This window comes from Flavobacterium zhairuonense (assembly GCF_004352915.1).
Lineage (GTDB): Bacteria > Bacteroidota > Bacteroidia > Flavobacteriales > Flavobacteriaceae > Flavobacterium > Flavobacterium zhairuonense.
Map to the genome: position 1 here is coordinate 1 of NZ_SJSY01000060.1, position 22178 is coordinate 22178.

Annotated in this window: 24 protein-coding genes and 1 pseudogene; 16 read left to right on the plus strand and 9 right to left on the minus strand. The window is 33.0% G+C overall.

Features of this window, described 5'->3' with window-relative positions; translation table 11 throughout:
• Positions 1-406 (plus strand): annotated as a pseudogene (locus EYY60_RS22225) (fibronectin type III domain-containing protein); the annotation flags it as partial.
• 137 nt (positions 407-543) lie between these two features.
• The gene (locus EYY60_RS01520; RefSeq protein WP_132987648.1) at positions 544-1563 is read left to right on the plus strand and encodes a DUF481 domain-containing protein; all 1020 of its coding nucleotides are present in this window, start codon (positions 544-546) and stop codon (positions 1561-1563) included.
• A 71-nt stretch (positions 1564-1634) separates the two neighbouring features.
• On the opposite strand, the gene EYY60_RS01525 is transcribed toward EYY60_RS01520, so the two are convergent.
• The 4 genes from EYY60_RS01525 to EYY60_RS01540 form a co-directional block, all read right to left on the minus strand.
• Complete coding sequence (locus EYY60_RS01525) at positions 1635-3296, minus strand: hypothetical protein (RefSeq protein WP_132987649.1); 1662 nt, start codon at positions 3294-3296, stop codon at positions 1635-1637.
• 5 nt (positions 3297-3301) lie between these two features.
• Positions 3302-4441 carry a hypothetical protein gene (locus EYY60_RS01530; protein WP_132987650.1) on the minus strand — a complete coding sequence of 380 codons (1140 nt, stop codon included), beginning with the start codon at positions 4439-4441 and terminating at the stop codon, positions 3302-3304.
• Between the two features lie 286 nt (positions 4442-4727).
• Positions 4728-5585: an MBL fold metallo-hydrolase gene (locus EYY60_RS01535; protein WP_132987651.1), complete on the minus strand. Its 858-nt coding sequence runs from the start codon at positions 5583-5585 to the stop codon at positions 4728-4730.
• 81 nt (positions 5586-5666) lie between these two features.
• The gene (locus EYY60_RS01540; protein WP_132987652.1) at positions 5667-6587 is read right to left on the minus strand and encodes a hypothetical protein; all 921 of its coding nucleotides are present in this window, start codon (positions 6585-6587) and stop codon (positions 5667-5669) included.
• A gap of 366 nt (positions 6588-6953) precedes the next feature.
• Here EYY60_RS01540 and EYY60_RS01545 point away from each other — a divergent pair, with 366 nt between their 5' ends.
• The 8 genes from EYY60_RS01545 to sufD all read left to right on the plus strand — a co-directional run bounded on the left by EYY60_RS01545 (position 6954) and on the right by sufD (position 12418).
• Positions 6954-7283 (plus strand): HesB/IscA family protein, encoded by a 330-nt coding sequence (locus tag EYY60_RS01545; protein WP_026727150.1) that lies wholly within the window; start codon positions 6954-6956, stop codon positions 7281-7283.
• Between the two features lie 91 nt (positions 7284-7374).
• Entirely contained in the window at positions 7375-8823 is a 1449-nt protein-coding gene (gene sufB / locus EYY60_RS01550) for a Fe-S cluster assembly protein SufB (protein ID WP_132987653.1), read from the plus strand.
• Between the two features lie 18 nt (positions 8824-8841).
• Complete coding sequence (locus EYY60_RS01555) at positions 8842-9051, plus strand: DUF2683 family protein (protein WP_132987654.1); 210 nt, start codon at positions 8842-8844, stop codon at positions 9049-9051.
• A complete protein-coding gene (locus EYY60_RS01560; protein ID WP_132987655.1) occupies positions 9042-9314 on the plus strand; it encodes a Txe/YoeB family addiction module toxin in 273 nt (90 codons plus the stop codon). Before EYY60_RS01555 ends, EYY60_RS01560 begins: the two co-directional genes overlap by 10 nt.
• Before the next feature lie 6 nt (positions 9315-9320).
• Positions 9321-9809, plus strand: a complete 489-nt coding sequence (locus EYY60_RS01565; RefSeq protein ID WP_132987656.1) for a flavodoxin family protein — start codon at positions 9321-9323, stop codon at positions 9807-9809.
• Between the two features lie 11 nt (positions 9810-9820).
• Entirely contained in the window at positions 9821-10567 is a 747-nt protein-coding gene (sufC, locus tag EYY60_RS01570) for a Fe-S cluster assembly ATPase SufC (protein WP_008466070.1), read from the plus strand.
• 47 nt (positions 10568-10614) lie between these two features.
• Entirely contained in the window at positions 10615-10983 is a 369-nt protein-coding gene (locus EYY60_RS01575) for a four helix bundle protein (protein WP_132987657.1), read from the plus strand.
• A 118-nt stretch (positions 10984-11101) separates the two neighbouring features.
• Positions 11102-12418 (plus strand): Fe-S cluster assembly protein SufD, encoded by a 1317-nt coding sequence (gene sufD / locus EYY60_RS01580; protein WP_132987707.1) that lies wholly within the window; start codon positions 11102-11104, stop codon positions 12416-12418.
• 107 nt (positions 12419-12525) lie between these two features.
• Here the strand turns inward: sufD and EYY60_RS01585 are convergent, their stop codons facing one another.
• Complete coding sequence (locus EYY60_RS01585) at positions 12526-13875, minus strand: serine hydrolase domain-containing protein (protein ID WP_132987658.1); 1350 nt, start codon at positions 13873-13875, stop codon at positions 12526-12528.
• Positions 13876-14095: 220 nt separating this feature from the next.
• Here EYY60_RS01585 and EYY60_RS01590 point away from each other — a divergent pair, with 220 nt between their 5' ends.
• From EYY60_RS01590 to EYY60_RS01615, 6 genes are all read left to right on the plus strand, one after another.
• On the plus strand, positions 14096-15310 hold the full coding sequence (locus EYY60_RS01590; protein ID WP_132987659.1) for an aminotransferase class V-fold PLP-dependent enzyme: 1215 nt from the start codon (positions 14096-14098) through the stop codon (positions 15308-15310).
• 10 nt (positions 15311-15320) lie between these two features.
• Positions 15321-15746 carry a hypothetical protein gene (locus tag EYY60_RS01595; RefSeq protein WP_132987660.1) on the plus strand — a complete coding sequence of 142 codons (426 nt, stop codon included), beginning with the start codon at positions 15321-15323 and terminating at the stop codon, positions 15744-15746.
• Between the two features lie 2 nt (positions 15747-15748).
• Positions 15749-16174: a SufE family protein gene (locus EYY60_RS01600; protein WP_132987661.1), complete on the plus strand. Its 426-nt coding sequence runs from the start codon at positions 15749-15751 to the stop codon at positions 16172-16174.
• Between the two features lie 132 nt (positions 16175-16306).
• On the plus strand, positions 16307-16630 hold the full coding sequence (locus EYY60_RS01605; RefSeq protein ID WP_017494560.1) for an SUF system Fe-S cluster assembly protein: 324 nt from the start codon (positions 16307-16309) through the stop codon (positions 16628-16630).
• Between the two features lie 163 nt (positions 16631-16793).
• Complete coding sequence (locus EYY60_RS01610; protein ID WP_132987662.1) at positions 16794-17303, plus strand: DUF2480 family protein; 510 nt, start codon at positions 16794-16796, stop codon at positions 17301-17303.
• A gap of 77 nt (positions 17304-17380) precedes the next feature.
• Entirely contained in the window at positions 17381-18331 is a 951-nt protein-coding gene (locus EYY60_RS01615) for a DUF3078 domain-containing protein (protein ID WP_132987663.1), read from the plus strand.
• 172 nt (positions 18332-18503) lie between these two features.
• Here EYY60_RS01615 and EYY60_RS22230 read toward each other — a convergent pair whose 3' ends face one another.
• The 4 genes from EYY60_RS22230 to EYY60_RS01630 form a co-directional block, all read right to left on the minus strand.
• A complete protein-coding gene (locus EYY60_RS22230; protein ID WP_162847835.1) occupies positions 18504-18659 on the minus strand; it encodes a hypothetical protein in 156 nt (51 codons plus the stop codon).
• 24 nt (positions 18660-18683) lie between these two features.
• Positions 18684-19640, minus strand: a complete 957-nt coding sequence (locus EYY60_RS01620) for a KilA-N domain-containing protein (RefSeq protein ID WP_132987664.1) — start codon at positions 19638-19640, stop codon at positions 18684-18686.
• A 196-nt stretch (positions 19641-19836) separates the two neighbouring features.
• Entirely contained in the window at positions 19837-21066 is a 1230-nt protein-coding gene (hflX, locus tag EYY60_RS01625) for a GTPase HflX (RefSeq protein ID WP_132987665.1), read from the minus strand.
• Between the two features lie 149 nt (positions 21067-21215).
• A complete protein-coding gene (locus EYY60_RS01630) occupies positions 21216-22082 on the minus strand; it encodes a hypothetical protein (protein WP_132987666.1) in 867 nt (288 codons plus the stop codon).
• Positions 22083-22178 lie beyond the last annotated feature (96 nt).

Genomic DNA, 22178 nt, shown 5'->3' on the forward strand with positions numbered 1-22178 from the left:
TTTGAGCAAAAACACTGCTTATTACTGGAGAATCAAGGCTACTGATGCTAAAGGATTGGCAAGTGCCTATTCGTCTACTTTTAAATTTTACACCGCAGGAGATGCAGTTGTAAATCATCTTCCGTTTGCACCAGAATTGGTTGCTCCAGTATTAAATACCGCCTTAAATTCTGGAACTGTATCTTTAAAATGGACAGCTTCTGATGTTGATACTGCAGATATTCTGACTTATGATGTTTATTTTGGAACCGCAAATCCTCCTACAGCTAAAGTAAGCGAGAATAAAGGAGCTAACACAATTGATGTTACCGTAGAACCAGCAAAACAATATTTCTGGAAAGTTGTCGTAAAAGACGGCAAAGGAGGAGAAACTGTTGGTCAGGTTTGGAAATTCAAAACCAATTAAAAATAAAATCAACTAAACCAAAAAATCCCATTTTCGACAAACTGAAAATGGGATTTTTTTTACACTTCTGGTTTTCATTAGATTATTATTTCTAACTTTAGTCTTACAAGCTGAAAACCAAAGAAATAAAAACCGATATGAAGAAAATCATTCTTTTATTTTTTCTTTTATTTTTCTTCAAAGCCATTGCGCAAACTTCTGATACATTAGTACTGAAAAACAATGACATCATTGTTGGCGAAATAAAAATAATGAACAAAGGTGTCGTTCAAATTGAAACCGATTACAGCAAAGATGATTTTAAATTGGAATGGAAACATGTAAAAAACATTGGTTCGGAAAGAATTCATATTATCAATTTGATCAATGGAGTTCTCTTAAATGGAAAAATTTCAAAAACAAAAGCGCCCAATAAATGCGAAATTACTAATGTCGAAACGCAAACAAAATCCATAATTGATCTTAGTGATATTGTATACATAAAACCTGTTGACGAAAGCTTTTGGGATCGACTTGATGCCAGTTTTGATGTTGGAATAAAGTTGACTAAAGCGCAAAATCTCCAGCAATTAACTGCAAATGTAAACTTAGGCTACACAGCCAAAAGATGGTACGGTACGGCAATGTACAAACACTTGCAATCTATTCAAGATGACAGCGACCCCATTCGAAGAATTGATTCAGAATTAAGTTATGTCCATTTGCTTCCAAAAGATTATTTCATTCCATTATCAGTAAGCACTTTATCAAATACCGAACAAGATATTGATTTGCGAGTCATTTCAAAAGCAGGTTATGGAAAATATCTAATGCATAGTAATAAAAGATATTGGGGAGTTGCCTCAGGATTATCCTTTAACCATGAAAAATTTAAAGATACAAGCGAACCCAATAAAAGTTTGGAGCTTTTTGTTGGAACCGATTTTAACCTGTACGATATTGGAGATTTCAGTATTCAGACAAAAGCAACTGTTTTTCCGAGTATTACAGAAAGCAAAAGGGTTCGTACCGATTTTTCTTTAGACACAAAATATGATCTTCCATTGGATTTTTTCATCAAACTCTCCTTTGTCTACAACTACGATAACAAGCCAAAACCTGGCGCATCAAAAGATGATTATGTTTTCCAGACCACTTTTGGATGGAAATTAGATTAAAAACTTAGAAACAAAAAAAGGGCTGTCAAAAACTGACAGCCCTTTCTTCAAATTGTAATTTAAAAAGTAAATTATGAGTTTCCGCATAATGCAGTATAGTCGTCAAACATTTTGATGTATATTTCTTTATTTTCAAAATCGTAAGCTCCTTTTTCAATTTTCTCGATCATTGCAGGACAATCAGAAAAATATTCTTTTAATGCTTTTCTTCTTCCAAATAAAACTGGCGGGCTAAAAAATTCTTCTTTAGTATGTTTTTTCAAAGAATAGTCATCTTGAGGAAAGAACTCGTGGTATAATGATATTTTACTTCCTTTTTTAACTTCTTCAAATAAAGAATATCTTTTTGAACTTGTCTCATTTTTGGTATCGTATGATGAAATCATAGGAACACCTCTACCTGCTTTACCTACAATATATAAATGGCCTTCGTTATCTTTAATGTTAACAACTTTTTTCAGATTTGTTTTTTCAGGCTTTTTCTGTCCTTCAATGTAGATTCTAACACTACTTTTTTCTGAACCAATACCGTCCATCATCGTTCTTAAACCAGAAGCTGTTTGTTCTGTTCTTAAATCTACCAGCTCAGGGAAATCACTAATAATTCTAACTTTTCCTTTATACACTTTAGAATCTGTATCTAAAACTTCACCATCAAATTCAGCATATCTAAATGCTGTAGCTGATTTTTTGTAAGTTGATAAGACTGGTTCTTGTTGTGTTGCTTCAATGGTAAGTGCTTTTTCTGTGATTTTTTTATAATTATCAATATCATCAATTAAATTTTTGATGTATGGATAATCTTCTCTCATTCCTAAAAAGCTTTTTTCATTTTCTTTAATTCCATCTAAATATTTAGAAGCTTCTGTAACATTTCCTAACAAAATATAAGTTGCTGCTAAGTTGTAGTAGGCACTAAATCTAATTTTTTTAGCTAAATCTTCGTCTTCTTTATCTTGAAAATTAATGTATTCTAACCAATATTTTTGTGCTTCACCAAATAAGTCTGCCCAGTTTTCTCTGTCAACATCTACCAAAGTTGGCAATACTTGAACTGATTGATTAAACTCATCTACATTGAATGTTGATTTTGATTTTTTCTTCTTTTCAAGATCAGAATATTTCAATTTAGTGATCTGAGGGCCATACAGGTAAAAACCTTCAAACTCTGCAATCATATCTTTGAAGTTTTTCTCTATAATGTAATTGGCTAATCTGTCGTAGGTTTCAGTTGGATTTGTTACATACATGCAAACCTTAGGAGTTGTATATCTTTTGTAAATAACTTTTCCTGTCTTGTCTGAAATTTCTAAATTAGATTCTAGACCAATATAATATGCAGGAGCATTTTGGTAATATTTTTCCAAATAATCTTCGTCATTTACTAACTCATATCGAGTTAAATTGTATTTTACTTTGAATTCTCCATCATCCGTTTTCTTTAAACCAGAAACTGCAAGAGTTTGTTTCATTTTTTCTGGAGAAAAAGGAACTTTTTTAATATTAAAACTACTCTCAAGACCTGATGAAAAATCTAATATTAATTGGTATGATTTGTAATTGCCGTATTGAGTATCAACTGGAGGAACCGGACCACGTAAGTTCAGTTTGTTTTTGTTCATTTCCTCCTCAGTTAAGTTTCTTCCAATAGCCATCTTTGTCATTTGGCCGCAAACATTCTGGCTAATACCAGCAAGTACTAGTAGTACAATAATTTTTGTAAAGTTTCTCATGTAATTTATTTTAGAACTGGGTTATGTCTCGTGTTTGTTTTTGCTCTTTTAAAACTAGCAATCAATTTATTGGCTCTCTCTATTATTAGCTTTCCGTCGGCTTTATCGTAATCATTGGCGATTAGCTTTTCCGATTCAACAATGGCTTTTTCTGGCTCATCCATCATTAAATAAATTGTAGCTAAATTATAATATGCAGAATATCTCATCTTGCGGGATGGTTTGCTATCGTCAGCATATTTTGTCTTTAGAGACTCTAAATATTCGATCAAAGGTTGCATGTTTGACTTCAGATCATCAATTGGTAAAGCCGGTTGTGTAGTAGCAAACAACGCTTTTACGGCCTGAATAGCCTCCATTTGAGTTTTACCTTCGTCATTTTTAGCATCCAAAATCCATAGAATTTCATCGCTGCTTGCATTAGTAAAACCGTAAGTACTTCCTAAATCGCTAATAACACGATTCGAAGCATTAACCGTAAACTCTCTAAGTTTGCGATCGCGAATAGCCGTTTTATTTACATAAAATTCCTTAAGTGGCTCAGACGGATCTTCATATTCTTTAGAAACATACTCTACTTCACCATCAAAATTTATGCGAAAACCATCAGTGACTGCTTTAGTCGTATCCTTTTTTACTATGGCATTTTTTAAAAATCTATTTGTGCTAACAGCGGCTTCTTTCGCTTTTGCTTCTTCAATTTCTTTTTCTGTAGGAGGAATTGGCGTTATAGGACCTTTTATTTTAGCAAAACCTCTTGTAGTATAAGTAGAAACCACATAGTAGTATTCTTTTCTAAAAGTCACCCTTCCGTCTTTATCTTTCTTCTCTTCAATTCTTGTTTTTTGGGTAGCGCCTTTTTCAACAAAGTCTTCCAGATTAATTAACACGTCAACTGTTGCATTTTCTTCAACCCTTTTCCATCCGTAGATATATAACTTGCTATTTATATCTGTCGGATTTACATACGTTTGGAATACTCCTCCTAATTTTACTTTTGAAGAAAAAGTACGCTGTTCAAAAGGAACAGGCTCTTGCGGAAGATTCTGGTATTTCACATTAAAATAAAAACGATCCAAATCTACTTTTTGTGCTTTTACGCCAAAAAAAGACATGAACAAAACGAAAAGTATTGCTTTTTTCATAGGTTAAGTATTAATAAATTTTGATGCACAAACCTATTTATAATATTTCTAAAAAGCAACTTTATATGACTATCAATTGAAGAATATTGTGTTAAATTTCACACATTCTAAAACTTTGGGACAATGCGAGTTGTAGGAATTTACTTCAACTAAAACATGTAGTGAAATTAACCAAAAATAACTTACCTTGTGGTTATATGGCTACGGATTTTTCTTAATTAAAAACAATAAAAAAACTCCTGCTTTTTGAAAAGAAAGAGCAGGAGTTTTTGCTTTTATAAAAAATCTAAAGAATATCTTCGCAGGTAAAAACCTCTTTCAAACGAACACCTTTTTCAGTATGTTCAACTGTTATAATTTGGTTATGCGCATCGTGTTCTAAAAACAAATAATAATTTTCATCAGCTGCTGCGTTCAGCAATTTTGCTTTTTCAGGCATTGTCAACAAGGGCCTTGTATCATATCCCATAACATACGGTAACGGAATATGTCCAGCTGTCGCCAATAAATCGGCACAAAACACAATCGTTTTATCTTGGTATTTTATATGCGGAATCATTTGTTTTTCGGTATGACCGTCAACGTAATAGATGTCGAAACCCAATTCTTTTGAAAAACCAAAACCGCTTTCTGGTTTTTCAACAAAATTCAATCGACCACTTTCCTGCATTGGCAAAATATTTTCTGCTAAAAAAGAAGCTTTTTCACGAGGATTTGGTTTTGTAGCCCATTCCCAATGATTTTCATTTGTCCAAAATTTAGCATTTTTGAAAGCAGGTTCATAACCCGTTTTGCCTGCATTCCATTGTACACTTCCGCCACAATGATCAAAATGAAGATGCGTCATAAAAACGTCTGTAATGTCATCTCGATGAAAACCATATTTTGCAAGTGATTTATCTATAGAATGCGAGCCCCAAAGCGAGTAATAGCCAAAAAATTTCTCCGATTGCTTATCGCCCATTCCGGTATCGATTAAAATAAGACGATTTCCGTCTTCAATCAACAAACAACGCGCCGCAATATCAATCAAATTATTAGCATCTGCAGGATTCGTTTTGTTCCAGATCGTTTTGGGAACAACACCAAACATAGCGCCTCCATCTAACTTAAAATTTCCAGATTCTATTGGATAAAGTTTCATAAAAAATAATTTCTAGTAAAGAAACAAAGCTAGGAAATCCTGCTCTTTAAACTAAAAATTCATTACAAAACTTTTTGACGCTTATTCCAAAGTGATCGAAGAACTTCCCATTATTTCTTGCTTGTCAAAAAAATTGACAAAATAAGTTCCCTTCTTGAATGTATTCAGATCATCATTTAAAACGCCATAAACATTAGCCGTTTTACCTTGGTAATCGCATGCAACCAAAAAGCTGTAAACCAACGCCTTGTCATTACCAAATTCGATCAATTTATTTTCACCCAAAACCGTATTTTTTTGATCTAAAACCTGAATGTAATAGACTTTTTTTCCGTTTTTTGACGCCGAATTTCCGTTTATTGAAAAGCTTATTTTCAGTTTTTTTGTGTTTTTCGCTTTAGTCGTTTCTTGTTCTTTGCCGGAACTTTTTTCATTGATGGCAGTCACTTTAAAATTGCTCAAAGAAAGTTTTGCGGCATCTTTTAAAGTCGATTCCAATTTTTTCTGTTTCGAAATCAGTGTGTCATTTTCTGCTTTTTGCTTGTACATGACAACATTTTGACTTTCGATTTCGGTAAGTAGGTTTTTATTCTGAGATTTCAGTTTTTTAACCTCTTTTATCTTCGCGTCCAATGATATTTTTAGATCCGAAAGTTGTTTGCGGTAAATTTTAATTTGTTCTGCAGACGGATTTTTTGATGCTTTGATGATTTCCATCAAATTCTCAATATTCTTTTTCTCAAGTTCCAATTCCTCAGAAAGTGCAGTCTTTTCATAAATGGCAACATCATAAGCCAACTTCAAATTATTTAAAGAGTCCAATATATTTTCCTGATCCATAGATTCTGAAACCGGTTCAATTATTTCTAGCCCGCCCCTTTTAGGCACATCTATAATCTCGTTTGTTTCGCTGCTAAAAATCAAATATGTGGCTCCAATGCCAAAAATAAAAATAATTGCAAAAAGGGCTTTGATCCAGCTATCTTTGTAATTTTTTTTCATGATTTATCATAATTTATTGCAAAAGTACCATAAATTTAAAATTATAAACAGGTAAAAATACGGTATTTTAACTCTTTTCAGCGACTCTTAATAATTAGCTAACAAACAAAAGCTTTTTTTTGTAAGTTTCTTTTTATTTCCCATATAATAACGGGACTTTCTGACAATTTTAAACATCAAAATAACTTCTATCTATTTTAACATTTGTTATAATAATGTGAACCGTTATGGAAAAAGGTTTTTAAGTCGTATCTTTGCAGACAATTTCACTTCAACATTGACAGACAGCACTTTAAAATGTAATAATTTAATTACTTTTTAATAAATATTAAAGGAATGTTGAAAAAGATAAATACCATAAAAACAATGATAAAAGTTTCTGATACAGCCAAAAAGAAAATCATCGACCTGATGACTGACGATGGTTTTGATGCCGCTCACGACTACGTACGTGTTGGAGTGAAAAGTGGCGGATGCTCTGGTTTGTCATACGATTTAAAATTTGACAAAACCAAAGGAGATGATGACAAAATTTTCGTAGATAACGACATCCAAATTGCAGTTGAAAAAAAATCATTTTTGTATTTAGCCGGAACAATTTTAGAATTTTCAGGCGGATTGAACGGAAAAGGTTTCGTTTTCAACAATCCAAACGCAAGCAGAACTTGCGGTTGCGGAGAATCATTTTCTCTTTAGTCAAAAGCCGAAAGTCATAAAGCCTTCAAAGACTCTAAATTGACTTTCAGACTTTATGACTTTAAATTTTTTAAGACAACATTAAAATATAATGAGCAAATACACCGAAGACGATTTAAAAATCGAACTGGAAACTAAAGAATACGAGTACGGATTTTATACCAATATAGAATCTGAAACTTTCCCTATTGGCTTAAACGAAGACATCGTGAGAGCTATTTCGCTTAAAAAAGAAGAACCTGAATGGATGACCGAATGGCGCATCGAGGCTTTCCGTGCATGGAAAGAAATGATCGAGCCAGAATGGGCAAATGTTCGTTACGAAAAACCAGACTTTCAGGCGATTTCATATTATTCAGCTCCAAAACAAGTAGATCCTAACAAAACTTTGGACGATGTTGATCCGGAATTATTAGAGATGTACAAAAAATTGGGGATTTCTGTTGATGAGCAAAAAATGATGAACAATGTCGCTATGGATATTGTTGTCGATTCTATTTCGGTAGCTACCACTTTCAAGAAAACTTTGGCCGAAAAAGGAATTATTTTCTGTCCAATTTCTGAAGCTATCAAAGAACATCCTGAATTAGTAAAAAAATATTTAGGAACTGTTGTACCTCAAAAAGACAACTTCTACGCAGCGTTAAACTCAGCGGTTTTCTCTGACGGAAGTTTCTGTTATATTCCAAAAGGCGTAAAATGTCCAATGGAACTGTCAACTTATTTCAGAATCAATCAAGCAGGAACTGGACAATTCGAAAGAACTTTAGTTATTGCTGATGAAGGAAGTTACGTTTCTTACCTTGAAGGATGTACTGCTCCAAGCCGTGACGAAAACCAATTACACGCTGCTGTAGTTGAGTTAATCGCTTTGGACGATGCAGAAATTAAATATTCTACCGTTCAAAACTGGTTCCCAGGAAACAAAGAAGGAAAAGGTGGAGTTTACAACTTCGTAACAAAAAGAGGTTTATGCGAAACAAACGCTAAAATTTCTTGGACACAAGTTGAAACGGGTTCTGCTGTAACTTGGAAATACCCATCTTGCGTACTTAAAGGAGATAATTCAGTAGGAGAATTTTATTCTATTGCTGTAACCAATAATTTCCAACAAGCTGATACTGGAACAAAAATGATCCATTTAGGAAAAAATACCAAATCGACTATTATTTCTAAAGGTATCTCGGCTGGAAAATCACAAAATAGCTACCGTGGTTTAGTGCAAATCTCACCAAGAGCAGAGAATGCCAGAAACTTTTCTCAATGTGACTCATTGTTAATGGGTAACAATTGTGGTGCGTATACTTTCCCATACATCGAAAGTAAAAATCCATCTGCAAAAATCGAGCACGAAGCAACTACAAGTAAAATTGGAGAAGACCAAGTTTTCTACTGCAACCAAAGAGGTATTCCGACCGAAAAAGCGATTGCCTTAATTGTAAACGGTTTCAGTAAAGATGTCTTGAACAAATTACCAATGGAATTTGCTGTTGAAGCGCAAAAATTACTAGAGATTTCTTTAGAAGGTTCTGTAGGATAATATTTAAACTCAATCGTTATGAATATTACTTTAAAAAATGTAAACAAAAAAGATTTTCCAATTTTTAAATCATTGGCAAAATCTCTTGGTTTTGAAATTATTGAAGAGAAGGAAGAAAGCCAATACAATCCTGAATTTGTAAAAGAGATTTTACAAGGACAAAAAGATATTAAAGAAGGTAGAGGCATCAAAATGACAATGGAGGAATTACGAGCTTTATGCAAATAATATTTACTCCAAAAGCAAAAAAAGATTTAGATTTTTGGGTCAAATCTGGAAACAAGAATATTTTAAAGAAAATCAATGCTTTAATTGAAGACATACAACTTCATCCATTTAATGGAATTGGAAAACCAGAACAATTAAAATATAATTTATCTGGAGTATGGTCAAGAAGAATTGATCAAGAGCATCGATTAGTTTATGAAATTATTGACGAAGACACAATTGAAATACTAAATCTTCTTTCATTAAAAGGACATTACGAATAAGTATTAATGGAAAATAAAACAGTCATCATTTTAGGTTCTTCCAGAAAAAATGGAAACACAACAAAAATTGTGGATGAAATTTCTAAGGAGCATCACATTGATGTAGTGAATTTAAGTGATTACAATATTTCGTATTATGATTACGAAAGCAAAAATATAGACGATGATTTTCTTCCTTTAATAAGAAGAATACTGGAAGAGTACGACACCTTAATTTTTGCAACGCCGGTTTATTGGTACAATATGAGCGGTATTATGAAGGTCTTTTTCGATAGGATTTCAGATTTAATCCGAATTGAAAAAGAAACCGGAAGAAAGCTAAGAGGAAAGAAAATTGGAGTGATTACAAATTCACACGATAATGAAATCGAAGATAGTTTTTACATTCCGTTTCAAAAATCAGCCGATTATTTAGGCATGAAATATTTAGGACACGCGCATTTTAATGCCAATATCCTAAACCAACAAACAAAAATAGAATTGACATTTATATAAAATAAAAAACAATGTTATCAATAAAAAACCTTCACGCCGCGATTGGTGATAAAGAAATCCTTAAGGGAATTAACATAGAAGTTAAAGCTGGAGAAGTTCACGCGATAATGGGACCAAACGGTTCTGGAAAAAGTACACTTTCTGCTGTTATTGCAGGAAACGAAAATTATGAAGTTACAGATGGAGAGGTAATTCTTGACGGAGAAGATCTTGCTGATTTAGCTCCTGAAGAAAGAGCACATAAAGGTGTTTTCCTTTCTTTTCAATATCCAGTAGAAATTCCTGGAGTTAGCGTTACTAACTTCATGAAAACTGCTATCAACGAAACTCGTAAAGCAAACGGTCAGGAAGAAATGCCAGCTAACGAAATGTTGAAAGTAATTCGTGAGAAATCTGAATTATTAGAAATCGACCGTAAATTTTTATCTCGTTCTTTAAATGAAGGTTTTTCTGGAGGAGAGAAAAAGAGAAACGAAATTTTCCAAATGGCAATGTTAGAGCCAAAATTAGCTATCCTTGACGAAACCGATTCTGGTCTTGATATCGATGCTTTAAGAATTGTTGCAAATGGTGTAAACAAATTAAAAAGCGACAAAAACGCTATTATCGTGATTACACACTACCAACGTTTATTAGATTATATCGTCCCTGATTTCGTTCACGTTCTTTACAACGGAAGAATCGTAAAATCTGGAGGAAAAGAATTAGCTTACGAATTAGAAGAAAAAGGATACGACTGGATCAAAGCAGAGAATTAGTCAGTCTGAAAGTCGAAAGTCAAAAGTCATAAAGTCGAAAATACAATATGAGTAAATTCAAATCTTTTGAGGAAATAAATTCTTGGCAAAAATCTCGAATCTTCAATAAGAAAATATATTTGATTACTGAAAATTCTACTTTCAAAAAAGACTTTGATTTTGTTAGACAAATAAGACGTGCATCACTTTCTATATCATCAAATATAGCAGAAGGTTTTGAGAGAAATACAGACAAAGAGTTTATTTACTTTTTATATGTAGCCAAAGCATCCGCAGGAGAAGTAAGATCTCAATTATATTTAGCATTTGATTTAGAATATATTTTAAAAGAAGAATTTGAAATGCTTTTAGAATCGATTACAGAAATATCGAAATTATTAAGCGGTTTCATTAAATATTTGAGCCCAAAGTCATAAAGTCGAAAGTCATAAAGTCTTAAACTTTATGCTTTAAATTTTTAACCTTTTGGCAAAAACAGTCGACAATCCAAAGTCTTTTGACTTTCGACTTTCGACTTTAAGACTAAAAAGAACAATGGATTTAAAAGAAAAATTAGTATCGTCTTTTATGGCTTTTGAAGAGCGTGTTGATGTACATTCAGATTTACATGACATACGCACAAATGCTTTAAAAAACTTCGAAAATAAAGGTTTCCCAACCAAAAAAGAAGAAGCTTGGAAATACACATCGCTAAACGCCATCTTAAAAAATGACTTTACGGTTTTTCCTAAGCAGGAAAATGCAATCGAATTCAATCAGGTAAAAAAATACTTTTTACACGAAATTGATACGTATAAATTAGTATTTGTTGATGGTGTTTTCAGTTCGCATTTGTCTTCTACAACGCACGACGGAATCGATGTTTGCTTGATGTCATCGGCATTGACCAAACCAAAATATAAAATGATTATTGATAAATACTTCAATCAAATTGCAAGTAAAGATGACAGCTTAACGTCATTAAATACTGCATTTGCAATGGAAGGTGCTTTTATCAATATTCCACAAAAGAAAGTAGCCGATAAGCCAATTGAAATCATGTATTTCTCAACAGGAAACGAATCGGCTTTAATGGTTCAGCCAAGAAATTTGGTTATTGTGGGTGAAAATTCACATGTTCAAATTATCGAACGTCACCAAAGTTTGAATGAAAATCCAGTTTTAACCAATTCCGTTACAGAGATTTTCGCTCAAAAACGTGCGATTGTTGATTATTACAAAATTCAAAACGATAATAGCGAAGCGAATTTAATCGACAACACTTATGTTTCTCAACAACAAGAAAGTCACGCTTATGTGCATACTTTCTCTTTTGGTGGAAATTTAACTCGTAACAACTTAAACTTTTACCATTTCGGAGAAAGATTAACAAGTACGTTAAACGGAATTTCTATCTTGAATGACAAACAACACGTTGACCATTATACTTTGGTAAACCACGCACAACCAAACTGCGAAAGTTTCCAAGATTATAAAGGAATTTTCTCTGATCGTTCGACAGGAGTTTTCAACGGAAAAGTTTTGGTTGAAAAAGAAGCTCAAAAAACAAATGCTTTCCAAAAAAGCAACAACATTTTGTTGAGCGACAAAGCTACTATCAACGCAAAACCACAATTAGAGATTTTTGCTGATGACGTAAAATGTTCTCACGGATGTACTGTTGGACAGCTTGATGAAACAGCAATGTTCTACATGCAATCTCGTGGTATTCCTCAAAAAGAAGCTAAAGCTTTATTGATGTACGCATTCTCAAACGCTGTTATCGAAAGCATCAAAATACCAGAATTAAAACAAAGAATTACTAAAATCATTGCCATGAAATTAGGCGTGAATTTAGGATTTGATTTGTAGTATTGTTTAACCGCAAGGTTCGCAAAGATTTACGCAAGGTTCGCAAAGGTTTATTACAAAACTTTGCGAACTTTGCGCTTTTTACTTGGCGTCTTTGCGGTTAAATTTTATTTTTTCAATGAAGAAATTATCCCCTTCAAAAACCCATTAAAATCAAATCCAGGTTCTTCTTCCTTCACTCCCATTCTCACAATTACCATATCCAAAGACGGAATAATCGCCACCATTTGCCCTTGATATCCACTGCAATAAAACATATCTCTAGGAACATCTGGGAATTTCCCTCCAGCGTTTAGCCAAAATTGCGCTCCATATTTTCCTTCAGAAGTATTTGTTGGAGTTGCTGTATACTTTACCCAGCTTTCATCAAGGATTTGTTCTCCATTCCAGTTTCCTTTATGAAGATATAATAATCCGAATTTTGACCAATCTCTTGGCGTGGCCCATCCGTAAGACGAACCAACAAAAGTTCCAGACATATCTTGTTCGACAATCATCGAGTTCATCCCGATTTTGTCGATTACGGCACTGTACCAAAAATCAAGATATTCTTGTTGGGTTTTAAATTGGCTTCTTAAAATTCTCGATAATAAATTTGTCGTTCCTGACGAATAATACCAATGTGTGTTTGGTTTATATTTCGCTGGTTTATCCATTTGTACTTTCCCCATATCTTCAGATTGGAAAAGCATTTGTGTCGCATCGCAAATCGTGCTATAATTTTCTTCCCATTCTAAACCAGAATTCATATGAAGCAAATCGTTAACCGTAATATTTTTACGTTCATCATTTTGCCATTCTTTAATTGGCGCTGGTTTATAAATATCAATTTTTCCTTGTTTAGCCAAAACTCCAAAAGCTGAACTTGTGATACTTTTTGTCATCGACCAACCTAAAATTTTGCTGTCTTTATTAAAACCTGTGTCGTATTTTTCACCAATTAATTTGTCTTTATATAAAACGACAACGGCGCGCGTACGTTTTGCTTTTCCCCCATCTTTATCGAAAGAATCATCAATTGCTTTTTTTAATTTTGTGTAATCCACATTCGCGAAAGCGGAATCTTTTGGCTCATTATTCCCGTAAGGAAAAGGAAGATTATTAACCAATTTTGTTCTTTTTGGAAGCAAATAGGGTTTCGAAATATCATAATCATCATTAATTAATAACGCACCTAAACCTTCTCTATAAATCGCTTTTCTTTCTTTTAAACCATAAACTGCCGATGTTGCAAATTTTCCAGCATCATCAATTTTGTTTGTGGCAAGATCTAGCAAATGAATATCATTATCTGTTTTCTGAATTAAATCCAATGAGCGATGATCCATAAAATGCCCCGACGCAACACTCTTGGCCGAAAAGCCAGAAATCAAATCAAGCTTCGGATAAGTCGTAAATCCGAAATACAAAAAAGCGAGAACAAGGGCAAGCGCCAGTACTTTGAGAAATTTTTTCATGATGTGTTAGCTATTTTTAATGCAATATAAATAATTTATGTTCACGATTTTAGAACTCAAATTATAAATCTGTTTCGGATAATGCAGAAAACCGAAACTATTTTTATGGAATCAGCATTTACAACATCTGACAATCGCATCATAAAAGGAAATTATAGAATTGCTGTATAAACAAATTTAGTTTTAGTACTTTTGTAAATAGATTTTTTCTAAATAAGACATGCTAGATATTCAAAAAATAAGAGCTGATTTCCCGATACTTTCTCAAACTGTAAACGGAAAGCCATTAGTATATTTCGACAACGGAGCTACTTCGCAAAAACCACAAGTTGTGATTGATGCTGAAGTAAAATATTATAACGAAATCAATGCCAACATTCACCGTGGCGTTCACACATTAAGCCAGTTAGCAACTGACGCTTATGAGATTTCACGCGGAAAAGTGAAAGATCACATCAACGCAAAATTTGCTCACGAAGTGCTTTTTACTTCAGGGACAACACACGGAATTAACTTAGTTGCAAACGGTTTTGCTTCGATTTTAAAACCTGGTGATGAAGTTGTTGTTTCTTCATTGGAACACCACAGCAACATTGTGCCTTGGCAGATGTTATGCGAAAAAACGGGTGCGATTTTAAAAGTCATTCCAATTGATGACAATGGAGAATTAATCATTACCGAATTTGACAAACTGCTTTCAGATAAAACGAAAATCGTTACTGTAAATCATATTTCAAATGCATTGGGCGTAATTAATCCGATCAAATATATTATTGATAAAGCACATGCTGTTGGAGCTGCAGTTTTAATTGATGGCGCGCAGGCCGTTCCGCATTTAAAACCAAATGTTCAGGAATTAGATTGCGATTTTTATGCTTTTTCGGGTCATAAAATGTGCGGTCCAACGGGAACTGGAATTTTGTACGGAAAAGAAGAATGGCTGAACAAACTTCCTCCTTACCAAGGCGGAGGTGAAATGATCAAAGAAGTTACTTTCGAAAAAACAACTTACGCAGATTTGCCTCATAAATTTGAAGCAGGAACTCCAAACATCGCTGGCGGAATTGTTTTAGGAACTGCAATTGATTATTTAAACGAGATTGGTTTTGATAAAATTCATGAATACGAAAATGAATTGTTAGAGCACGCAACAAAACGTCTTAACGAAATTGAAGGCATCCGAATTTATGGAAATACCAAAAATAAAGCTTCTGTAGTTTCGTTTAATATTGACGGAATTCACCCGTATGATGTTGGTTCTATTATAGATAAACTTGGAATTGCTGTTAGAACAGGACATCATTGCGCACAGCCAATCATGAATTTCTTCTGTATTCCGGGAACGATTCGTGCTTCTTTCTCATTTTATAATACAAAAGAAGAAATTGATGCAATGGTTGAAGCAGTGAAAAAAGCACAAACCATGTTAAGCTAAAAAATATTTTATGAGACTATTATCTTTTTTATTCTTCACAATCTTCATCGTAACAGGCTGTTCAAGCCAAAAATTAGCTGACATGACCACAACAAAAATGGAATATTCTGCTGTTTCGAGAGGTGTTTTTAAAAAGATAATTGTTGAGAATAAAACAGTTTCAGTGACCAATGGAAGAAATTCCGAAGCAGTAGAAAAGAAAATCAATGATGCAAAATGGAAACAAATTGTATCCGAGTTTTCAAAAATAAATTTAGAAAATATTCCAAACTTGAAAGCTCCAACAGAGAAACGTTTTTATGACGGTGCCGCAATTGGAAATTTAAAAATAACTCAAAATCAGAAAACCTACGAAACAAAAGGTTTTGACAACGGTTTTCCACCAAAGGAAATTGAAAAACTGGTAAATTTGCTGACTGATTTTGCTAAAGAATAATTATGACGATAAGAGAAATTCAAGACGAAATAATAGACGAGTTTTCAATGTTTGATGATTGGATGCAACGCTACGAATACATCATTGAACTAGGAAAAAGTCTTCCGTTAATTAAAGAAGAATACAAAGTAGACGAAAATTTAATCAAAGGTTGCCAATCAAAAGTTTGGTTGCAAGGCGAACAAAACGACGATAAAATTGTTTTCACAGCAGATAGCGATGCGATTTTGACCAAAGGAATTATAGCGATTTTAATTCGCGCTTTCTCCAACCAAAAAGCATCAGACATTATAAACGCAGATACTGATTTTATTGATGAAATCGGGTTAAAAGAACATTTATCAGCAACACGCGCCAACGGTTTGGTTTCGATGATTAAAAACATCAAAATGTACGCTTTGGCTTTTGACGCAAAAAACAAAAATTAGAAAATTTCAAACCATTAAGGCATTAAGATTCATAAAGTACTAAGCTTAATTTTCTTGGCAATTAGAAGAGAATTAAGTGTACTGCAAAACTTAATTCTCTTAATATCTTAATGGTAAAAACAAAAAATAAAAATGGAACAAGAAATAGACACAAACGAATTAGGAGAATCAATCGTAAAAGTTTTAAAAGGAATTTATGATCCTGAGATTCCAGTTGATATTTATGAGTTAGGATTAATTTACGACGTAATGGTAAACACAGATTACGAAGTAAAAATCTTGATGACACTTACATCTCCAAACTGCCCGGTAGCGGAAAGCTTACCAAGAGAAGTGGAAGAAAAAGTAAAAACGATCGAAAACATCAAAGATGTTGACGTAGAAATTACTTTCGATCCGCCTTGGAGCAAAGATTTAATGAGCGAAGAAGCAAAGTTAGAATTAGGAATGCTTTAATTTAGTCGTAAAGTCAAAAGTCGAAAGTCTAAAAGTCAAGGACTTTACAACTTTTGATATTTGACTTTAATACTTAAAAAACAATTAGTTATAAAGCCGGAAGTCATAAAGTCGAAAGTAAAAGACTTTATGACTTTCGACCTTCGACTTTAAGACTTAAAGAATGGAAGAAATCATCAATAAAGTTGCCAATAGTGCTTTAGAAGTTTTTGATCTTGAGGATTATTATCCAAAAGGAATCCGTACCCAAATTGACATTTCTCAATGGCTTTTGGAAGGGTTTTTATTGAAAGAAAAAGACTTTAGAGAACATCTTAAAAATCACGATTGGTCGCAATATCAAGATCAATACGTCGCTGTACATTGCAGTACAGATGCCATTATTCCGGCTTGGGCTTTAATTTTAGTAAGTGTTCATTTAGCGCCTTTTGCTAAGAAAGTAGTTAACGGAACTATTGAAGATCTTGACGCAAGTCTATACGAAGAAATCCTTAGCAAACTAGATTATTCTGTTTACAAAAGTAAACCCGTAATTGTAAAAGGCTGTTCTAGAAAACCAGTTCCAATGCGCGCTTATATTTTAGCTACAACTTATTTACAGCCATTTGCAAGAAGCATCATGTATGGAGAAGCATGCTCTGCAGTACCTCTATATAAAGAATCTAAGAAATAACCTTCAATAACAAGCAGTCACTCATTTACATCTCATTGGTTTTTAGTATATTTGGCTATGCACTTAAACTAAACACCATGAGAAAGATCCTATTATTACTCTTCGTTTTAGCAAATCTTACTTTCGTACAAGCACAAAATACCGAAAAAGAACTAGCGCAAAATACCGAAAAAGCCGTAAAAAAAATCAATGATACCATTGAAAAAGAAGGCTGGAAAGCAAAGGGAACTGTATCACTTTTATTAAATCAATCAAGCTTCAATAACTGGATTGCCGGCGGTGAAGACAGCTTCTCAGGAACACTCGGAATCAATTACGATTTCAACTACAAAAAAGACGATATAACCTGGGACAACAAAGTTCTTGCCTACTACGGTTTACTTCAAACAAAAAATGCCGATTTCGAAAAGAAAACCGATGACCGTTTCGAATTCAATTCAGTTGTCGGAAAAAGAGCATTTGGAGAGTGGTATTACTCTTATTTCTTGAACTTTAGAACCCAATTCACAACCGGATATATTTACGGACAGGACGCAAACGGAAAAGAAATCAGAACTGAAAATACTAAATTCATGTCTCCGGGTTATCTAACAACAGGTCCCGGTATTTATTGGTCAAAAGATGAAAATCTCAAAATAAACTTTGCGCCTCTAACTTCAAAATTCACATTTGTAGACGAAGCTTACACCACAGCTCTTGATCCTGCAACAGGATTACCTTATCCTGACGGATATTATTTTGGCGTCGACGCCGGCAAAAGCATGCGCTACGAGCTCGGTTTTTATGCTTCTGTATATTACAAATTAGCCATTATGACCAATGTAACCGCCGAAAACACATTAAATTTATATTCTAATTATTTAGAAGACCCACAAAACGTTGATATCAATTATTCCTTAAATATCGTCATGAAAGTAAATAAATTTCTTTCAGCAAATTTCTCATTCCAGACAATTTACGACGACAATGCATTCCAAGGATTTCAAACCAGAGAAGTTTTCGGTTTAGGAATTAATTTCGGATTCTAATAATCAGGAGCATCACAAAAGGCATTTTAACAAACATGGTTTCCCGCTCTCGGCTATATCTCGCTGTTGCCCTCTCGGGCCAGCAAGGATACCGCCTCCATCGGGGCTAGATTCAAACAATTGGCTTCTTTTGAACATTAAAAAACCCTCTAAATAAAGAGGGTTGATATTTTTATAATGACTTAGCTTTTATTTTTACTATTTTATCATCTTTCATAATAACTAATTCGCTATTTGATTTCTTTTTGAACTCAATTAATTTCTCATAAACAAGATCCATTGAATCTAAAATTTTAGTTTTAGTAGCTGATCTTTTATAAGTTTTCATTACAAATCCCTTTTAGTTTTTATACTAATTTGATTTCTTTAATTTCTTAAATTCAGCTAAATTCTTTCTATTAGCTTCTAAAATATCTTTTTTTGATTCAATCTCGATTTCATCAGGTGTTAAATTTTCAACATTTAAATATGTTGTTACATCGGATTTTTTAATTGATTTAATCATATCTACTTTATCAAATCTTTCTCTTTGTTCGTTTGCCATCCTTTGTAAAATTTTAAATCTCTTCTCTTGAGATGTATTCATTTTAATCATTTCAGAATTAAGAGATTCTAAATTTGACATAATCAACAAATCTGTAATACTTGAAAAATCACGCATGTTTTTACCATCTAATGCATGAGCAGGATTTGCTTCTTTCCATTCTTTTGCCGTGTATCCATACAAAGCTACATTTAATAAATCAGCTTCGTTAGCATATTCCATACCTTGTTTATCAGTAGGCATATTACTTCTAGGGATTATATGTTTCTGAACAGCATCAGTTTGAAGAACATAATTAACTTTTGCCATTAATCTTCGAACATTCCATTCAAGATTTAACGTATTAGATTCAATATCCTTTAACCTTTGATACTCTTTTATGATGTAAAGTTGAAAAATTGGACTAATCCACATTCCAAAGTGAAAGGCTAAATCTTTATGCGCATAAGTCCCTCCTCCTGAACCAGCTTTAGAAATTATTCCTTGTGCATTTGTTCCTTCAATCCATTTTTTTGGCGTCATGTTGAAACTGTTTAAACCAGCTTCTTTTCTAAAGGTGTCGAATTCGACACCTTTAAAATTTTCGTTATATAAACTTTCCCACGCTCCTAAATATTCAATTGTATTTCTATTACGCATCCAGTTTCGAATATTGTCGTTTCCCTCTTCATTCTTAACCATTTCTGTTAATGAAATATAATCCTCATCTCCAACTTTTATAACGGAAATACTATTTCCATCAACATTTATTGTTCGTTTTATCATTTTACTAAAAAGCATTAACTTGTTAAAAAGCTATATTTTTATAAATAAAATCTTACTTATTAAAACAAAGATATAAAAATATAATACCTGATTAAATTGAATTTAAAAAAATTCTAATACGTTTTAAGCTCAAAAAGCATTTAATATTTATTCTTAAAAAAAACGGCTTTTGAATTTATCAAAAGCCGTTTCTATTTTATTCCTCTTCTTTTTCAATTGCATCTTTATAATCAGGATACAAGAACTTATTATAAGGAAATCTAGTAATGTGAATCTGGCGAACCGCTTCATAAACCATTTCTCTAAATTCCTCAAAATTTTGCTTTTTTGTCGCCGAAATAAACAATGTTTTATCATGACCAACATTACTCATCCAGGTTTGTTTCCATTCGTCGAGCGTCCAGTGCTTTCTGGTTTTCTCTGTAATCAAATCATCTTCTTCTATAGTCAAATGTTTGTAGGCATCAATTTTATTAAAAACCATAATAACCGGTTTTTCATGCGCTTTAATATCCTGCAAAATCTGATTTACAGATTCAATATGATCTTCAAAATCCGGATGCGAAATATCTACAACATGCAAAAGCAAATCGGCTTCGCGAACCTCATCCAATGTACTTTTAAAAGAATCTACTAATTGCGTTGGCAATTTTCTAATAAATCCAACGGTATCAGAAAGTAGAAATGGCAAGTTCTTAATAACCACTTTTCTAACCGTAGTATCTAAAGTTGCAAACAATTTATTCTCAACAAAAACTTCACTTTTACCAACTGCATTCATCAAAGTCGATTTTCCAACATTGGTATATCCAACCAATGCCACACGAACCATCGCGCCTCGATTGCTTCGCTGAATACTCATTTGCTTATCAATCGTTTTGATTTTATCTTTCAATAATGAAATTCGGTCACGAACGATACGTCTATCTGTTTCAATCTCTGTTTCACCAGGTCCACGCATACCAATACCCCCTTTTTGACGCTCAAGGTGTGTCCATAAACCAGAAAGTCTTGGTAATAAATAGATACATTGAGCAAGTTCAACCTGAGTTCTTGCGTATGATGTTTCGGCTCTTTGAGCGAAAATATCCAAAATCAAGTTTGTCCTGTCTAAGATTTTTGCATCAATAATTCTTGAAATGTTTTTTTGCTGTGAAGGTGTTAACTCGTCATCAAAAATTACTGTCGATATTCCGTTTTCTTTTACAAAAAGATTGATTTCGTCAATTTTTCCCGTACCCACAAAAGTCTTCGGATTCGGGCGTTCCATTTTTTGCGAAAAGCGTTTAATAACTTCACCGCCAGCAGTAAAAGTCAAAAACTCTAATTCGTCTAAATATTCGTTAAGTTTTTCCTCACTTTGGTTTTGAGTCACGATACCAACAATGGCCGTTTTCTCAAAATTTATAACTTCTTTCTCTAACATATCTTAAAATAAGCTACAAATTTAATCATTTGTACACTACTTACAATTATAGAATTTCAATTTTAAATTCAATTAAAAAAATAAACCATTTATAAATCAGGCAATAAAACCTAATTTATAAATGGTGTCAAAATTTTATCTAAAACTGTTTATTCGTATATAAACGTTTTTTCTGTTTTTACAATTCCGTTTTCTTCAATCTGAGAACATGAAATTGGGAAATTCAGTTTGTTGTATTTGTACTTTCTGCTTACCGCAACTAATACCGCAGAAGACGGACTGAAATTCATTTCGTTATTATAAGAGATCGATTCAAAAGCAAATTCCTCTTCATGATACGAAATCATAGGAACAATTACTTTATAATTATCACCAAAAAGACTCTGAACAATTAATTGATCGACAGATTTTTTATCATCATAAGTAAACGATTTAGAGATTTTATCTCCAACCAAACCTTTATGTTTTGACACGTTATCATTTACGTACACATATTCGATTTTACCAATAATTTGTTTATTTCTATCGCGTGACGTACGTCTTACAATAATTCCGTTTTCTACAATATATTCAATATCATCTACTAAATTCTGGTGATTTGTGCTCTTTTTTGTTGTCACTTTAATTCGTGCACCTTCATAAACAAAAGTCACAACTTTAGTAATGTAATCTGGACCTTCTTGGTATTTCTTTACAAATTTGATAATGTTGTTGTCCGCGTCATAAGTATAATTTACAATCTCTTTCCAGTCGCTACCAACTTTGTCTTTAACCGTCATATCCAGCAAGCCATTTTTGTTGTAAGAGAAATGCTGTACAACATCTGAAGTTGTTACCGTTTGAAGTTTTCCGTCTTTAAAAACCATTGTTTTGTTTACAATTTCACCATCCTTTGAGTTTTGGTAATTTGTCTTTACAATGTTGATTTGCTTTAATTTAACCGCATCGGTTTGATCCTGACTGTGCATCAGGCATGGAAATACCATCATCAAGATGGCGATAAAGTAGGTTTTCATGTGGTATTTGTATTAATTTGGGATGACCAAAATACAAAATTCTGACAAATTCTAATAGCTTAAATCTCAAAAACAAATTTCTATTAGTTTTTCTTC

What these genes read in the sequence shown, in the direction of transcription:
- EYY60_RS01520 (WP_132987648.1), top strand. Translation starts at nt 544, where the DNA reads ATGAAGAAAATCATTCTTTTATTTTTTCTTTTATTTTTCTTCAAAGCC.
- EYY60_RS01525 (WP_132987649.1), bottom strand. Translation starts at nt 3,296, where the DNA reads ATGAGAAACTTTACAAAAATTATTGTACTACTAGTACTTGCTGGTATT.
- EYY60_RS01530 (WP_132987650.1), bottom strand. Translation starts at nt 4,441, where the DNA reads ATGAAAAAAGCAATACTTTTCGTTTTGTTCATGTCTTTTTTTGGCGTA.
- EYY60_RS01535 (WP_132987651.1), bottom strand. Translation starts at nt 5,585, where the DNA reads ATGAAACTTTATCCAATAGAATCTGGAAATTTTAAGTTAGATGGAGGC.
- EYY60_RS01540 (WP_132987652.1), bottom strand. Translation starts at nt 6,587, where the DNA reads ATGAAAAAAAATTACAAAGATAGCTGGATCAAAGCCCTTTTTGCAATT.
- EYY60_RS01545 (WP_026727150.1), top strand. Translation starts at nt 6,954, where the DNA reads ATGATAAAAGTTTCTGATACAGCCAAAAAGAAAATCATCGACCTGATG.
- sufB (WP_132987653.1), top strand. Translation starts at nt 7,375, where the DNA reads ATGAGCAAATACACCGAAGACGATTTAAAAATCGAACTGGAAACTAAA.
- EYY60_RS01555 (WP_132987654.1), top strand. Translation starts at nt 8,842, where the DNA reads ATGAATATTACTTTAAAAAATGTAAACAAAAAAGATTTTCCAATTTTT.
- EYY60_RS01560 (WP_132987655.1), top strand. Translation starts at nt 9,042, where the DNA reads ATGCAAATAATATTTACTCCAAAAGCAAAAAAAGATTTAGATTTTTGG.
- EYY60_RS01565 (WP_132987656.1), top strand. Translation starts at nt 9,321, where the DNA reads ATGGAAAATAAAACAGTCATCATTTTAGGTTCTTCCAGAAAAAATGGA.
- sufC (WP_008466070.1), top strand. Translation starts at nt 9,821, where the DNA reads ATGTTATCAATAAAAAACCTTCACGCCGCGATTGGTGATAAAGAAATC.
- EYY60_RS01575 (WP_132987657.1), top strand. Translation starts at nt 10,615, where the DNA reads ATGAGTAAATTCAAATCTTTTGAGGAAATAAATTCTTGGCAAAAATCT.
- sufD (WP_132987707.1), top strand. Translation starts at nt 11,102, where the DNA reads ATGGATTTAAAAGAAAAATTAGTATCGTCTTTTATGGCTTTTGAAGAG.
- EYY60_RS01585 (WP_132987658.1), bottom strand. Translation starts at nt 13,875, where the DNA reads ATGAAAAAATTTCTCAAAGTACTGGCGCTTGCCCTTGTTCTCGCTTTT.
- EYY60_RS01590 (WP_132987659.1), top strand. Translation starts at nt 14,096, where the DNA reads ATGCTAGATATTCAAAAAATAAGAGCTGATTTCCCGATACTTTCTCAA.
- EYY60_RS01595 (WP_132987660.1), top strand. Translation starts at nt 15,321, where the DNA reads ATGAGACTATTATCTTTTTTATTCTTCACAATCTTCATCGTAACAGGC.
- EYY60_RS01600 (WP_132987661.1), top strand. Translation starts at nt 15,749, where the DNA reads ATGACGATAAGAGAAATTCAAGACGAAATAATAGACGAGTTTTCAATG.
- EYY60_RS01605 (WP_017494560.1), top strand. Translation starts at nt 16,307, where the DNA reads ATGGAACAAGAAATAGACACAAACGAATTAGGAGAATCAATCGTAAAA.
- EYY60_RS01610 (WP_132987662.1), top strand. Translation starts at nt 16,794, where the DNA reads ATGGAAGAAATCATCAATAAAGTTGCCAATAGTGCTTTAGAAGTTTTT.
- EYY60_RS01615 (WP_132987663.1), top strand. Translation starts at nt 17,381, where the DNA reads ATGAGAAAGATCCTATTATTACTCTTCGTTTTAGCAAATCTTACTTTC.
- EYY60_RS22230 (WP_162847835.1), bottom strand. Translation starts at nt 18,659, where the DNA reads ATGAAAACTTATAAAAGATCAGCTACTAAAACTAAAATTTTAGATTCA.
- EYY60_RS01620 (WP_132987664.1), bottom strand. Translation starts at nt 19,640, where the DNA reads ATGATAAAACGAACAATAAATGTTGATGGAAATAGTATTTCCGTTATA.
- hflX (WP_132987665.1), bottom strand. Translation starts at nt 21,066, where the DNA reads ATGTTAGAGAAAGAAGTTATAAATTTTGAGAAAACGGCCATTGTTGGT.
- EYY60_RS01630 (WP_132987666.1), bottom strand. Translation starts at nt 22,082, where the DNA reads ATGAAAACCTACTTTATCGCCATCTTGATGATGGTATTTCCATGCCTG.